We start from the raw sequence: 14,232 nt of genomic DNA on the forward strand, positions 1-14,232 counted from the left end.
GTTATTCACCCAGTTTAATTTTTCTAAGTTTCGGGTTGTCAGTGAACATATCTTGGTGCGTCGTTAACATGACGATTCCGCCTTGCTCCGCATGGTTGAGAAACAGCGCTTCCAATACCTTCACACCCTGCTTATCAATCGCAGTTAGCGGCTCATCTAAGATCCACAACTTGTGCTGGCTCAACCATAATCTGGCTAACGCTACACGTCGTTGCTGACCCGCAGAGAGTTGGGCAACGGGAACATCTTCTCGACCTGCCAAGCCTACTTTGGTCAAAGCTTGGTAAATAGTTTCTTTATCAATTGACGCTTTTGAATGAACCGACAGATAAAAGCGTAAATTCTCGTAAGCTGTTAAGTCGCGTTTTATGCCTGTTGAATGACCTAAAAACAGCAAATCTTCATGAAAAGAATCACGGTTAGATTCAATACTCTCGCCGTTCCAAAAAATTTCTCCCTGATCGCGGTCACCTAGTCCGGTGATGATGCGCAAGAGAGTCGTTTTACCCGTACCATTGCGCCCTTCTATTTGGACTAATTCACCGGAATCTATACTAAAAGAGAGGGATTCGAAGAGAATTCTTTCATCTCGGATGGCGGTAAGTTGTGATACTTCTAACATGGTCGGTCACTACTAAATTTTTGAGTCGCTATATTACCACAGCCATATCGCCACAACACAGCATTAGACCTATACGAATCACGAAACTAAGTAAGAATCTGTTAACAATTAAACATATCGTGACTCAACTACCACTAAATGGTTACATACTTACATAAAAAAAGGTGCCGTATGGCACCTTCATAAGTTTGGTTATTTTCTAGCACGTCTTTGACGAGGTTGAGATTTTTGCCGCTCAGGACTGCTCTCCAACGGAGGAACTTTCTCTTTACCTGCTATCTTTTTTTGCAGTGACATCATCAGCTCAGCTTCGGCTTTAGGTAGCTCGCACTCTTCAATGAGTTCGTTTAAATCTGCCCCAAGCTGAACCATTTTGCTCGCTCTTGAGTAAAGACGACCGTCGCTATCTTCTTGCTCTAGTTCGGTAATACGTTCGTTTAGATGCTGAATGATATCCTGCTGTTCACTGACTCGCTGCCCTAACCCAACAACCACTGAACGTACTTCAAGCAGTTGTTTGTTCGACTTTTGCAGCTCTTTATCTAAGTGGCGATTCTGTTGACGCAGTTGATCAGCCACTTTTGTTTGCCCTGAGCGCAGACGTATCAGTGCTAGCACAAATAACAGAATGACTAGAGCCACTACGCCAGCGATCACTGGCATACTGGCTAACATACTCTCATCCATTATAGGTGAGCCATCTCATCCCATTCTTCATCAGTTAGAAGCTTGTTCAAATCAACAAGGATAAGCAGCTTACCGTCTCGGTTACTCACACCCTGAATGAACTTCGCACTTTCATCGGTACCCACACTTGGCGTGGTATCGATTTCTGAAGAACGCAAGTAAACCACTTCAGCCACACTGTCTACCAGAATACCGATAACTTGGTGTTCAGATTCAATAACAATAATACGTGTGTTATCCGTAATTTCGCCTTCGATTAAACCAAAACGAGAACGTGTATCGATAACGGTAACAACATTACCACGTAGGTTGATAATACCTAGTACGTAATCTGGAGCACCCGGTACTGGCGCAATTTCAGTGTAACGAAGAACTTCACGAACTTGCATTACGTTGATGCCGTAAGTTTCTTCCTCTAACTGGAACGTCACCCACTGAAGCACTTCGTCATTAGACTGGTCTTTTCTTACTTCTACTTCACTAGTTTGAGACATACCTATTCCTCTCTACGCCTAAATTGGCACTCATGTACTATTTGTCTAACGCTTTTACATCAAGTCCTGCATTAAGCATAGCTATCAATGCTTCAACATGAATCAATGCACACATTTTTTCTTTTACCATTCCAGCTAACCACGGGCGTTTACCCGCCGTTTCTCGCCAGCGAACCATGCTTGGGTCGAGAGCTTCGGTGCCCTTTAACTCAGTAGAGGCAAGGCCCCACATACTCGCGCCTAGCATCACAATGTATTGATAAGCCTCTTTGTGAGAATCATCTTTAAGTTTTTCTGGCATGACCCATTTAGCAGTGTCTACTACGTCAAGTTGCGCTTCTCGACTGGTTTGTAACCCTAAATACCAAACAGGTCGACCAATCAGATGGTTAAGCTCAGCAATCCGATGTATTCCCCCTAACTCATCGAGCGGAACCGCAAATGTCACACCATTGACATCAAAGTAGAGGACTTGAAAATCAGTACTTCTCGCTGTGGATTGCCAGTTATCCAGCCCATTGCCACCAGTCTCGGTTTCTAGCTGAACACTAACTTCTGGTTCAACTTCGTCAATTTGATCGACCTCAGCGACGTCATCAGCAATTTCAATCTCGACTGCTGGTTCTGCTAGCGCTTCTTGAGATACGCTCTCGACGACTATTTCAGGCTCAGAAATATCCCATTCTTGAATCTCGTCTTCAACAACAACTTGAGCTTGAGCGATCTCTACGGTGTTTTGCTCTAAGACCTCTTCTAAATCTAACTCTGCCACAGGGTTGGTTGTTTCCAACTGCTTTAGCAGCCTTTCGACATCATCGAGATTTGGGACTTCTATCTCTTCCGATGGCAACTGGAAATAGCTTTTTTCATCGACAGACTGCAGCATCGGCTGCAAAGAGTAATCTTCAAGCTCCTCTGGCTCTGGCTCTGGCTCTGGCTCTGGCTCTGGCTCTGGCTCTGGCTCTGGCTCTGGCTCTGGCTCTGGCTCTGGCTCTGCAGAGAGAGTAGCCTCTGACTGCTCTTTGGCAACCAGTATTTCTTCCTCTTCTACACTTTCTTCAAGTAGCGCAGTGAAATAATCGTCTAGCGCTTGCTCACTGGAAAGCAACGACTGGCTACTCATCGATAGACAGCCTCTCTAAATAAATCAACAACTGCTTGTAAGCAAACACACCTCTACTACCCGATGCAAAGTGAGACACAGGTAAGTGCTTTAAGCTTGCATCGCGGAACTTAGTGTCGATCGGTACAGCAGAAGACCAAACTTGGCTTGGATAATCTTTTTTGAGTTGTTGAAGCGTTTGTAACGATGCGCGCGTTCGCTTGTCGTACATGGTTGGTACGATCGTAACTTTGAACTCTTGGCCTCTCGATTTCTGCATAATCGCGAGCGTACGAACCATACGCTCTAAGCCTTTCATTGCTAAAAACTCGGTTTGCACAGGGATAAGAATACGATCGCTCGCGGCAAGCGCGTTGACCATCATGACACCCAAAATCGGGGGACAATCGATGAGCACGTAGTCGTAGCGCTGACGTAACGCATTCAATGCTCGCTTCAAAATCAAACCCATGCCACTGCGATTACCCATCACACGATCTAAGGTTGCTAACGACATGTGAGCGGGTATCAAATCGATACCCTCAATATCTGACTTCATGACTAACGGCATCACTGTATGCTCGTTAAACTCTTTAAGCTGAAACAGATCAAAGAGGCTTGCTGGCACACCGTCAGAGTCATAACCAAGATAAGTCGTCAATGAAGCGTGAGGATCCGTGTCTACAAGTAGAACGCGTTTCCCTTGCTTACTTAGCAAACCAGCCAACGTAATGGTGGTTGTAGTTTTACCTACACCGCCTTTCTGGTTTGCTATGCTCCATACAATCATGCGTAACCTCTATGCTAGACCAACTTCAACTAACATGCGCTCTGCAATACGGTCGAGCGGTAGGTCTTCTGTTGAAATGCCAGCTTTAGCCACCGCTTGGGGCATGCCATAGACCACGCAACTTTCTTCATCTTGCGCCCAGATTGTCGCACCAGTGCCCTTGAGCATGCGCGCGCCTTCTCGGCCATCTGCACCCATCCCAGTCAGAACCATTGAAAGTACTTGATCTGCATAAATTTTCGCCGCACTTCCAAAGGTAACATCAACACAAGGTTTGTAGTTCATACGCTCACCGCCATCGATAATGCGAAGCTTCGCATTCCCTGGGCGACCGTCGATCATCATCTGTTTACCGCCTGGCGCCAAATAAGCGACACCGGGTCTTAGAACATCACCATCTTCCGCTTCCTTAACCTGAATTTTGCATAATGAATTTAAGCGACTAGCGAAAGCAGCAGTGAATGTCGCCGGCATATGTTGGATCAACACAATCGGATGCGGGTAATTGGCCGGTAATTTTGTCAATATTTTTTGCAATGCAACCGGACCGCCTGTTGACGTACCAATCGCGGTTAACTGATATTTTTTACCCGTTGCTTTAAAACGCGCCGCAGGTTTTGCTTTTACCTGAGGAGCCGCTTTTGTTTGCAACGGTGTACGACTCGGAGCGGTTGGAGTGGTTGACGTCCTTGGCTTGGTTACCGGAGCAATCGTTGGGCGACGCATGAACGTACGCTTCGACGCGATTTGAATAACACGTTGCTGAAGCAAAGAAACAGCCTCATCTCGATTGCGAGCTATGTCTTCAAACTTCTTCGGTAAAAAGTCCAACGCACCAGCGTCTAGAGCGTCTAGTGTCGCTTTCGCTCCATCATGCGTAAGTGATGAGAACATCAAAATTGGGATAGGACATTTTGCCATGATTTCACGGACGGCGGTTATACCGTCCATGACTGGCATCTCAATATCCATGGTAATAACGTCAGGCTTTATTTTGAGCGCTTTCTCTACCGCTTCTTTACCATTGGTTGCTACATCAATGACTTCCAGCCTCGCTTCAGAGTTGATAATTTCACTCACTCTGCGGCGGAAAAAACTCGAATCGTCAACAACTAATACTTTGATCGCCATATATTTCCTTTTATATCTCGCGACTTAGATTCGAGAAGCAGCGGCATACTGCTTAAGCAAGTCAGGCACATCGAGGATCAACGCGATATGACCATCACTGGTGATTGTTGCACCCGCCATACCTGGAGTACCTTGTAGAAGGTTATCTAGAGGTTTAATAACAACCTCTTCCTGACCGATTAAGGTATCCACAACAAAACCAACGCGCTGGCTACCAAGCTGAACAATCACGACGTGGCCGTGACCTTTGCGTAGCTCGACGCGACCAGCCTGCGGAGCTAACCAGTTTTGTAAGTAGAACAATGGAATTGACTTGTCACGAACGATAATTGTCAATTGACCATCAACCACGTTAGTTCTGCTTAAATCCAAGTGGAATATTTCGTTCACACTTGCTAACGGAAGCGCAAATGGGTGACCAGCAACACCGACCATCAGCGTTGGCAAAATAGCCAATGTTAACGGTACTTTAATGGTGATCTTCGTTCCTTTACCCATTTCAGAGTCGATATCGATAGAACCGTTCAACGTATTGATGGCCGTTTTCACTACGTCCATACCCACGCCTCGACCAGAAATATCTGAGATTTGCTCTTTACTTGAGAAACCAGGCATGAAGATTAGGTTGAAACACTCTTTGTTGGTCAAGCGAGATGCCGCATCTTCATCCATGATGCCACGTTTAACCGCGATACCACGAAGTTTATCAGGGTCCATACCGCCACCATCATCGACGATGGCAAGCTCAATATGGTCACCTTCTTGGGCTGCAGACAGGATCACTTTACCCGTTCTAGGTTTGCCGGCAGCAACACGATCATCAGGCATCTCGATACCATGGTCGACTGAATTTCGAACCAAGTGGATCAGTGGATCCGCTAGCGCTTCTACCAGGTTTTTATCTAAGTCTGTATCTTCACCACGCATTTCAAGCGTGATGTCTTTATTTAAGCTACGCGCCAAATCACGTACAACGCGAGGGAAGCGACCAAACACTTTCTTGATTGGCTGCATACGCGTCTTCATCACCGCGCCTTGAAGGTCTGCTGTAACCACATCAAGGTTAGCAACCGCTTTCGACATCTCTTCGTCGTTGCTATTTAAGCCAAGACTCAGCAGTCGATTTCGAACCAGAACGAGTTCACCCACCATATTCATGATGATGTCTAACGTCGAGGTATCAACACGAACCGTTGCCTCTGCTTGAGGCTTCTTAGCTTGAGTGGCGACTTCTTTCTTCGCTGCTGGTTTCACTTCAGCCTTTGCTGCTGGTTGCGCGGCAGGTTTTGGCGCTGGTGCAGGAGCGGCAGGTTGTGCAGGAGCAGGAGTCGGCGCAGCTTGAGCGTTAACTGCTGCTGGTTTGGTCGCCGCTTCCAGTTCTTCAATAGACGGGCCTTTACCCGAACCATGCAGTTCATCGAGCAGCTTTTCAAACTCCTCGTCAGTCATCAAATCGCTATCGCCAGCCATCGCCGCAGAAGGTGCTGACGGAGAAGTTGGAGGTGGTGGTGGCGGAGCAGAAGCAGTCGCTGGTTCGTTCTCGCCTGGCGCTTTACCAACACCATGCAGTTCATCCAGTAACTTCTCAAACTCATCATCGGTAATATCACCGCTCATATCAGCAGCAGGCTGCGAAGCGGGTGGAGTAGGCGCAGCAGGTGCTTCTACTGTGCCTGGCGCACTGCCTTTACCGTGCAACTCGTCTAACAGTTTTTCGAATTCATCTTGCGTAATTTCGTCAATAGAACCTGCCGAAACGTCCGCACTTGGCGCTGGTTCAGGCGCAGCGACCGGCTCTGACTGAACAGGCTCTGGAGCTACTACAGGCGCCGGCTCTTGAGCTACGGGAGCTTCGTCTTGTGATTCAGGGTTACTTAGACGATGAAGTTCATCTAGCAAAGATTGCTCAGCGAGTGGCAAAGGCTCGCGGTCTTGAACGGCTTGGAACTGTTCATTGACAGTATCTAACGCCTTAAGCATCGTATCCATCAAGCTTGCACTAACAGAACGCTGCCCATTGCGCAAGATATCGAACACGTTTTCTGCACCGTGACAGGTGTCAACCAGTTCAGTCAATGACAGGAAGCCCGCACCACCTTTAACGGTGTGGAAACCACGGAATATCGCGTTCAGTAGATCTTTGTCGTCAGGGTTATTTTCTAGTTCTACCAACTGCTCGGAGAGTAGTTCTAGAATCTCCCCTGCTTCCACCAAAAAATCCTGAAGAATATCTTCGTCTAAATCGTAGCTCATATGTTACCTCTAAAACCCAAGACTCGAGAGCAAATCGTCTACTTCGTCTTGTGATGAAACGGCATCATCCCTTTCATGAGGGTTAAGAATCGGACCTTCCGGCGCCGTAGATGCATCTTTCTTGTTATCTGAGTTGTCATCCAGTTGGGTGGTGCTAAACGCCGTTAGGATTTCAACCAACCGGCCTTCAACTTCATTTACTAGCGTAATAACGCGAGAAATGATTTGGCCGGTTAAATCTTGGAAGTCCTGAGCCATTAGAATTTCCGTCAGCTGACCTCGAAGTTCTGAACTGTCCCCTTCGACTTGACTCAGTAAGTCGTCAATTCGATGGCACAGTGCTTTGAATTCGGCGAGATCAATTCTGCCATGCATCAGCTCATTCCATTGTGGTCGCACTTTCAGTAGGCCTTCATGCAAATTGTCTGCAATCGGCATACAGCGGTCGACAGCGTCCATGGTTTTATTTGCCGCAACCTCTGTTTTGTCAATGACGTATTGAAGGCGATCCCTTGCGTCCGGGATTTCGTCATTGGCAATTTCACTCATGCGTTCATCAATTGTGAATTGCTTGATTGACTCATGCAGATCGCGAGTTAACTCCCCTATTTCTTGAAGCATAGGGTTGGTCGACGTCTCGTAAACCTCTCGAAGAAGAGTATCTGCTTCTTGCTGCTGGTCATTTTCCAACAGCTCGACGAGTTGCTTTGCCTGTTCTAATGAAATCATTCTTTTGACCTTTAGCTTCGCTAAGTCTTACCTTGACTATAGACGCTCAAAAATCTTATCTAGTTTTTCTTTAAGCGTAGCGGCAGTAAAAGGCTTAACGATATAACCGTTTACACCTGCTTGTGCAGCTTCAATGATCTGCTCGCGTTTTGCTTCAGCGGTAATCATCAATACAGGTAGGTGCTTCAGCTCATCGTCTGCACGAATATGCTTCAGAAGGTCGATACCTTGCATACCAGGCATGTTCCAGTCTGTTACGACAAACTCGAAGTCGCCTTTCTTCAACATCGGTAACGCCGTTAAGCCGTCATCAGCTTCTTGGGTATTATTGAAACCCAAGTCGCGAAGTAGGTTCTTAACGATACGGCGCATTGTTGAAAAATCATCAACAATAAGGATCTTCATGTTTTTATTCAAAATTGCCTCCACTGAGTTCGATATCAGTGTTTTACTCATTATTTGTCCATGCACTTAATTTAGTGCGTAGACGCTGCATTGATTGACTTAGTATTTGGCTAACGCGTGACTCGCTAACCCCAATAACGTCGCCGATTTCTTTTAAGTTTAACTCTTCATCGTAATAAAGCGAAAGTACTAGTGCCTCTCGTTCTGGTAAAGATTTGATCGAATCGATTAACGCTTTGCGAAAATATTCGTCTGCAACCCCTTGAAAAGGCGTATTTGCCTCTTCGTCACCATCAGGGGTGATGACATCTTCCGAGACTCCTAGGTCTTCAATCCCAACCAATCTCGAACAATTTATGTCCGTTAACGCGGTATGGTATTGAGTTAAACTCAACCCTAAGTGCTGTGCGACTTCGGCATCTGTTGGGTCTCGATTGAGTTCCCCTTCAAGTACCGAGATCGCTTGGCTAATCTCGCGGCTGTGTTTATGTACAGAACGTGGCACCCAGTCTCCACGTCTTATGTCATCTAGCATAGCACCGCGGATACGAATACCCGCATAAGTTTCAAAACTGGCGCCTTTTGTACCATCGTAGTTTTTCTGGGCTTCAAGCAAACCAATCATGCCTGCTTGAATAAGGTCTTCGACCTGAACACTAGGAGGTAACCGCCCGAGTAGATGGTGGGCAATACGCTTCACTAGCACCGAATACTTTTCTAAAAAAGCTCGCTGACTGTTTTGGTTTGCATATTGGTCATAGGTCAGGGCCTTATTCACCAAATGGTTCCTCTAGCATTTCTGTTCTATTTAGTAATCGTTCGACAAAAAACTCCAAGTGTCCACTCGGGGTTTTCGGAATTGGCCAAGTTAACGCTTTATTCGCCAGTGAACCAATCGCCAAAGCCGCAGGTGAACGCGGGAAAGCATCAACAACAATCTTTTGTTTCTTAACCGCTTGTCGCACTTTATCATCTAATGGAATACATGCTACGAGCTCAAGGCTAACATTCAAGAATCGCTCTGTGACCAAGGTCAACTTTGCGAACAATTCTCGCCCTTCTCGATAACTTCTGACCATATTTGCAACGATTTTAAAACGCTGAACATGATGCTCTTTGCTCAATAGTTTAATTAAAGCATATGCATCGGTGATCGACGTAGGTTCATCGCACACAACAACAACAACATCTTGGGCAGCGCGCGAAAAGCTGACTACCATATCAGAGATACCAGCCGCCGTATCAATTAATAATACATCCATTTCGTCTTCAAGGCTGCCAAAGGCACGAATCAAACCGATATGCTGCGCATGAGACAACTCTGTCATCGACTGTGTACCGGATGTCGCGGGAATAATTTTAATTCCGTGCGGACCTTCAACGATGGCATCTTTTAGGTCGCATTCGCCAGCCAGTACATGCCCTAAGTTTCGCTTCGGTCGAATCCCTAGCATGACATCGACGTTAGCCAGGCCCAAGTCGGCATCAAGAACCATGACTTTTTTGCCCTGACGAGCCATGCAAATGGCCATTCCTAACGTTACATTAGATTTACCAACGCCACCTTTACCGCCTGTGACTGATATGACCTTTGTTAACGAAGGTTGTGTTAAGCGGCGTAATCCGCTTGCTTGGTCTTGTATCATAGTATTTGTCATAATCGTCCGCCGCTAGAACCTTTCCGCTTCACTATTCCAGTAGTGAGGCTCGTCGTCTGCCGACTTCTCTAATAATTCGTTTGCCTTAGCTACCATGTATTTTGGCTGTGCAATCACTATGTCTTCAGGGACACGCTGTCCATTCGCGATGTAGGCGACAGGTAGGGCATTTTGCACTACCACACTTACAAATTCGCCAAGGCTTAGAGATTCATCAAGCTTAGTCATAATGCACCCCGATAACGGTATGCGCTTAAAATGATCAATCGTTTCCTGTAGGACTTTTCTCTGCGCCGTTGCAGGCAATACCAGATAACTATGGATCATTTCACCGCTTTCGTGCATTAAGGTGTCGAGCTGCTCAGACAGCCTGACATCACGCTGTCCCATACCCGCAGTATCGACAAGAATCAGGCGGCGATTCCTTAACTGATATATTACATCGGCTAACTCTTTGGAATCTTTAGCGACTTTTACAGCACATCCCATAATTCGGCCATATATGGCCAACTGCTCATGGGCACCAATTCTGTATGTGTCCGTGGTGACCAAAGCAACGTTGTCTGCTCCCCACTCCATTGCCGCTCGCGCAGCAAGTTTTGCAACAGTGGTGGTTTTTCCCACCCCCGTTGGGCCAAGCAGTGCAACAACACCACCTCGCTTCAAGATGTCTTGCTTGGAAATTGGTATTTGGTCCGAGACAAGACCTAGCAGCGCCTTCCACGCTTTGGTTGGTGGCGTGTCTTCAGGGATGTAACAAGCAAGCTGGTCAGCAAGATCTGACGAGACACCCATTCGTTCAAGACGCTTAATCAACATCGCTCTGAGCGGCTCTCTTCGCTCCACTTCTTGCCACATTAAGCCAGACACTTGGTGTTCAAGAAGACGACGAATGGACATCATCTCTTCTTTCATCTCTTCAAGATCTTCATTTGAAACGGCTTGCTCGTTCGGCTTACCGCGCTCATAACGGCTAGGATCTAGCTTGGCTTGTGGTCTTTCTATACGGCGATCTTCCGCGATAAGGCGGGCTAATGGAGAATCTTCTTTAAGTTGCACGCGCTCGTTGCTGTTTGAACGAGAAGCCGCTTGTCTTTGGAGCAAGGCAGAAAGCGAGTCGGTCTCTCTTTCATCGGTTTCATCTTCATGCTCCGGCTTACCGCCGCTGTATTGCTTGAGCATATTGGCGAAACGTTGCGTCATCGAGCGTCCCGAATCCGCGTGTGCTTGCAAGGTAACACGATCATCTTCAAGTTGACGTTTTGACGGCGTCGGTATCGTAGCAGGCGCTTGGCGAGGAGCATGTCTTGGACTGGAACCATAGCTGTTGTTTGCCGGACGATTTGTCGACCCATCGCTGTCTACAGCGGCAACAATCTCCACACCACCTGCGACTTTTTTATTAGACATGATCACCGCATCATCACCGAGCTCCCCTTTCACTTGGAGCAGTGCTGTACGCATGTCTTTGGCAAAAAATCGTTTAATCTTCAATTTGGGTACCGTTTATTCTCGCATTTAGAGCTAGTTACCAACCGCCTGAACAATGCGAATTTGTTTCTCGTCTGGGATTTCCTGATATGAGAGTACTCTCAAAGACGGAATCGTGTTCTTAACAAACTTCGCCAAGGTTGAGCGCAAAACTCCGGAGGTTAGTAACACCGCAGGTTCGCCTTTGAGCTCTTGTTCTTGAGTGGCTTGACTCAATGATGATTGTAGTCGCTCAGCTAAACCAGGCTCGATCCCAGCAGATTCACCACCAGAAGCCTGCATGGTCTGATGCAAAATTTGTTCCAATTCCGGAATTAGAGTGATTACTGGCAATTCTGGCTCTATACCATTGATTTCTTGAACAATTAGGCGTTTAAGGGAAATGCGAACTGCAGCGGTGAGAATGTCAGGTTCTTGACTTTTGCTCGAGTATTCGGACAAGGTTTGAACGATAGTACGAATATCGCGGATTGGCACACCTTCGTTAAGCAAGTTTTGTAGCACTTTAACCACAACGCCCAATTGGAGTTGGTCGGGTACAAAGCTTTCCACCAGTTTAGGTGTACTGCGGCCCAGCATCTCAAGTAGATTCTGTACTTCTTCATGACCAATTAACTGCGATGCATTGTTGGTCAGCAGCTGGCTCAGGTGCGTCGCAAGGACCGTCGAAGAATCGACAACCGTGTACCCTAACGCTTGAGCATGTTCGCGCTGCTCTTCTCGAATCCAGATAGCCTCTAGGCCGAAGGCAGGGTCAATCGTGGGCTCGCCGTCAATCATTCCATACACTTGTCCTGGGTTAATCGCGAGCTCCATATCAGGGCGAATCTCGGCTTCTCCAACAGCGACGCCCATCAAAGTGATGCGATAGCTGTTTGGTGTCAGTTCTAGATTGTCACGGATATGTACCGCAGGAATGAGGAATCCGAAATCTTGGGAAAGTTTCTTACGTACACCTTTCACGCGCTCTAACAGCTCCCCGCCTTGGTCTTTATCAACCAAAGGAATTAATCGATAACCGACTTCTAGTCCGACAATATCGACAGGCTGAACATCATCCCAAGAGAGCTCTTTTGGCGTGGGCGCTTCTGCTTCTGTCGTGGCGGGTAGATTGGGTTTTTCTGCTGCTTTTTTGTGTTTGCGATTGATCCAGTACGCGGCACCACCAGCCAAAGCAGCTAGCAGTAAGAATGCAAAGTGGGGCATGCCTGGAACAATGCCCATTACGCCCAAGATTATCGCCGTGATTGTCAGGGCTTTAGGGTTGTCAAACATTTGAAAGACAACCTGTTGACCCATATCTTCATCGGTATTTTGGCGTGTAACCATAATGGCTGCGCCAATTGAAAGTAGTAACGATGGGATTTGTGCAACTAGGCCATCACCAATCGTCAGTAGGGTATAGATTTGAATCGCTTCACCAAACCCTAAACCGTATTGCGCCATACCGATTGAGAGACCACCGATAATATTGATAAACAGAATCAAAATACCGGCAATGGCATCACCTTTAACAAACTTAGATGCACCGTCCATCGAACCATAGAAATCCGCCTCTTTCGTCACTTCTTGGCGACGGGTTCTGGCTTGGTCTTGATCGATTAACCCCGCATTCAAGTCGGCATCGATGGCCATTTGTTTCCCGGGTAATGCATCCAACGTAAAACGAGCGCTTACTTCAGATATACGCCCAGCACCCTTGGTTACAACCATGAAGTTGATGATCATCAAGATAAGGAACACGACCAAACCAACTGCGTAGTTACCGCCAATAACCACGCTACCAAAGGCTTCAATCACACTACCTGCCGCACCAGAACCCTCATGACCATAGAGCAATACCACTCGAGTTGATGCAACGTTTAGCGCTAGGCGCAACAAGGTCGCAATCAGAAGTACTGTTGGAAATGCCGCAAAATCAAGGGGTCTGCGAGTGTAAACCGTGACCAGCAAGACAACCATTGCAAGCGCAATATTGAAGGTAAAGAACAAATCGAGCAAAAATGCAGGAATAGGTAATACAACCATCCCCAACGTGGCCAAAACCATGACGGGGGCGCCAATCGCAGGCATCGCTCTTTGTGGGATAGAGGGTAATTTATCCGCAAATGGTAAAGAAAACTTCATAGATAGGCGTTAAATTTTCTATGGAATGAGAAACTTATTGGAATATGCAAGTTTCAGTCCATTTATCATGTCAAATAAATGACTGGCAATGATGGATAAACACCCCACCATAATACGGAGAAACAAAGGTAACTTCCGATTTGATAAATACGCATTGTCGTTGGCACAATGCGCAGTGATTTAGGGTGTTTACAAGAAGGTCACGGTTGAATATTAAAAGCGACGTCACCGCGCTGCTTTTCAATTGAATAGTCGATACAAATGAGCCCTGAAGTTGGGAACATTGGTGGTACCATCCCGGGAACAAACTCCGCTGTCAAATAGCCTACTAACGGCAGATGAGAAACCAGCAAAACCGAATCCAGCTTTTCCAAATCGGCTACCGCTTGTAGGTAATCCGCAACATCTTCAGCTTGACCGTAAGGCGTAATATCTTCATTCGTTTCGATGCTTTTAGCACTTAAATAGGTCGAAATCTCTTGCCATGTTTGCTGGGCGCGAATGTATGGGCTAACGATTACCTTATCAAACTGCTGGAATCCTTGCTGAGCACAAGCCTTCGCAACCGCAACTGAAGCGCTTCGGCCTCGGTCGGTTAACTCACGCTCTGCGTCACTGGGCGCGTAATGCTCCGCTTCTCCGTGACGCATGATAAAAATTTTCATGGCTTCATCCTAAACTATTCTCTGAATTATTATTGGTGACCAGAATTTATATTATTTGAATTGTCGCCCACACAATGC

14 protein-coding genes are annotated in these 14,232 nt (G+C 46.7%); all 14 read right to left on the reverse strand.

Annotation, left to right across the window (positions count from 1 at the left end):
• Position 1: 1 nt before the first annotated feature.
• The 14 genes from ccmA to sixA all read right to left on the reverse strand — a co-directional run bounded on the left by ccmA (position 2) and on the right by sixA (position 14,154).
• Positions 2 to 622 carry a cytochrome c biogenesis heme-transporting ATPase CcmA gene (gene ccmA, locus RJ47_RS10585; protein WP_039483721.1) on the reverse strand — a complete coding sequence of 207 codons (621 nt, stop codon included), beginning with the start codon at positions 620 to 622 and terminating at the stop codon, positions 2 to 4.
• A gap of 192 nt (positions 623 to 814) precedes the next feature.
• On the reverse strand, positions 815 to 1,309 hold the full coding sequence (locus RJ47_RS10590; protein WP_038192988.1) for a DUF2802 domain-containing protein: 495 nt from the start codon (positions 1,307 to 1,309) through the stop codon (positions 815 to 817).
• Positions 1,309 to 1,803, reverse strand: coding sequence for a chemotaxis protein CheW (locus RJ47_RS10595; protein WP_005471655.1), 495 nt, complete (start codon positions 1,801 to 1,803; stop codon positions 1,309 to 1,311). The genes RJ47_RS10590 and RJ47_RS10595 overlap by 1 nt, the downstream gene beginning before the upstream one ends.
• Positions 1,804 to 1,840: 37 nt before the next feature.
• The gene (locus RJ47_RS10600; protein ID WP_039483724.1) at positions 1,841 to 2,926 is read right to left on the reverse strand and encodes a chemotaxis protein CheW; all 1,086 of its coding nucleotides are present in this window, start codon (positions 2,924 to 2,926) and stop codon (positions 1,841 to 1,843) included.
• On the reverse strand, positions 2,919 to 3,695 hold the full coding sequence (locus RJ47_RS10605; protein ID WP_005471673.1) for a ParA family protein: 777 nt from the start codon (positions 3,693 to 3,695) through the stop codon (positions 2,919 to 2,921). Before RJ47_RS10605 ends, RJ47_RS10600 begins: the two co-directional genes overlap by 8 nt.
• 9 nt (positions 3,696 to 3,704) lie before the next feature.
• Positions 3,705 to 4,826, reverse strand: coding sequence for a protein-glutamate methylesterase/protein-glutamine glutaminase (locus tag RJ47_RS10610; RefSeq protein WP_005471743.1), 1,122 nt, complete (start codon positions 4,824 to 4,826; stop codon positions 3,705 to 3,707).
• Between the two features lie 24 nt (positions 4,827 to 4,850).
• Positions 4,851 to 7,079 (reverse strand): chemotaxis protein CheA, encoded by a 2,229-nt coding sequence (locus tag RJ47_RS10615; RefSeq protein WP_039483726.1) that lies wholly within the window; start codon positions 7,077 to 7,079, stop codon positions 4,851 to 4,853.
• Between the two features lie 9 nt (positions 7,080 to 7,088).
• On the reverse strand, positions 7,089 to 7,808 hold the full coding sequence (locus RJ47_RS10620; RefSeq protein ID WP_039483728.1) for a protein phosphatase CheZ: 720 nt from the start codon (positions 7,806 to 7,808) through the stop codon (positions 7,089 to 7,091).
• Positions 7,809 to 7,844: 36 nt separating this feature from the next.
• Entirely contained in the window at positions 7,845 to 8,213 is a 369-nt protein-coding gene (gene cheY, locus RJ47_RS10625; RefSeq protein ID WP_009600177.1) for a chemotaxis response regulator CheY, read from the reverse strand.
• A 43-nt stretch (positions 8,214 to 8,256) separates the two neighbouring features.
• Positions 8,257 to 8,991 (reverse strand): RNA polymerase sigma factor FliA, encoded by a 735-nt coding sequence (locus tag RJ47_RS10630; protein WP_038141019.1) that lies wholly within the window; start codon positions 8,989 to 8,991, stop codon positions 8,257 to 8,259.
• Positions 8,984 to 9,871: a MinD/ParA family protein gene (locus tag RJ47_RS10635; RefSeq protein ID WP_038141016.1), complete on the reverse strand. Its 888-nt coding sequence runs from the start codon at positions 9,869 to 9,871 to the stop codon at positions 8,984 to 8,986. The genes RJ47_RS10630 and RJ47_RS10635 overlap by 8 nt, the downstream gene beginning before the upstream one ends.
• 12 nt (positions 9,872 to 9,883) lie before the next feature.
• Entirely contained in the window at positions 9,884 to 11,365 is a 1,482-nt protein-coding gene (gene flhF, locus RJ47_RS10640) for a flagellar biosynthesis protein FlhF (RefSeq protein ID WP_038141014.1), read from the reverse strand.
• A gap of 30 nt (positions 11,366 to 11,395) precedes the next feature.
• Positions 11,396 to 13,489 (reverse strand): flagellar biosynthesis protein FlhA, encoded by a 2,094-nt coding sequence (gene flhA / locus RJ47_RS10645; protein ID WP_038141013.1) that lies wholly within the window; start codon positions 13,487 to 13,489, stop codon positions 11,396 to 11,398.
• Positions 13,490 to 13,689: 200 nt separating this feature from the next.
• Complete coding sequence (gene sixA / locus RJ47_RS10650; RefSeq protein WP_039483730.1) at positions 13,690 to 14,154, reverse strand: phosphohistidine phosphatase SixA; 465 nt, start codon at positions 14,152 to 14,154, stop codon at positions 13,690 to 13,692.
• Positions 14,155 to 14,232 lie beyond the last annotated feature (78 nt).

Source organism: Vibrio sinaloensis, assembly GCF_000808535.1.
Taxonomy (GTDB): Bacteria; Pseudomonadota; Gammaproteobacteria; order Enterobacterales; family Vibrionaceae; genus Vibrio; species Vibrio sinaloensis_D.

Bases quoted from the DNA above. Each gene is read 5' to 3' on its own strand.
- RJ47_RS10600 (WP_039483724.1), bottom strand. From the start codon at position 2,926: ATGAGTAGCCAGTCGTTGCTTTCCAGTGAGCAAGCGCTAGACGATTAT.
- RJ47_RS10620 (WP_039483728.1), bottom strand. From the start codon at position 7,808: ATGATTTCATTAGAACAGGCAAAGCAACTCGTCGAGCTGTTGGAAAAT.
- flhA (WP_038141013.1), bottom strand. From the start codon at position 13,489: ATGAAGTTTTCTTTACCATTTGCGGATAAATTACCCTCTATCCCACAA.
- RJ47_RS10615 (WP_039483726.1), bottom strand. From the start codon at position 7,079: ATGAGCTACGATTTAGACGAAGATATTCTTCAGGATTTTTTGGTGGAA.
- RJ47_RS10595 (WP_005471655.1), bottom strand. From the start codon at position 1,803: ATGTCTCAAACTAGTGAAGTAGAAGTAAGAAAAGACCAGTCTAATGAC.
- cheY (WP_009600177.1), bottom strand. From the start codon at position 8,213: ATGAAGATCCTTATTGTTGATGATTTTTCAACAATGCGCCGTATCGTT.
- RJ47_RS10605 (WP_005471673.1), bottom strand. From the start codon at position 3,695: ATGATTGTATGGAGCATAGCAAACCAGAAAGGCGGTGTAGGTAAAACT.
- RJ47_RS10635 (WP_038141016.1), bottom strand. From the start codon at position 9,871: ATGACAAATACTATGATACAAGACCAAGCAAGCGGATTACGCCGCTTA.
- ccmA (WP_039483721.1), bottom strand. From the start codon at position 622: ATGTTAGAAGTATCACAACTTACCGCCATCCGAGATGAAAGAATTCTC.
- RJ47_RS10590 (WP_038192988.1), bottom strand. From the start codon at position 1,309: ATGGATGAGAGTATGTTAGCCAGTATGCCAGTGATCGCTGGCGTAGTG.
- sixA (WP_039483730.1), bottom strand. From the start codon at position 14,154: ATGAAAATTTTTATCATGCGTCACGGAGAAGCGGAGCATTACGCGCCC.
- RJ47_RS10610 (WP_005471743.1), bottom strand. From the start codon at position 4,826: ATGGCGATCAAAGTATTAGTTGTTGACGATTCGAGTTTTTTCCGCCGC.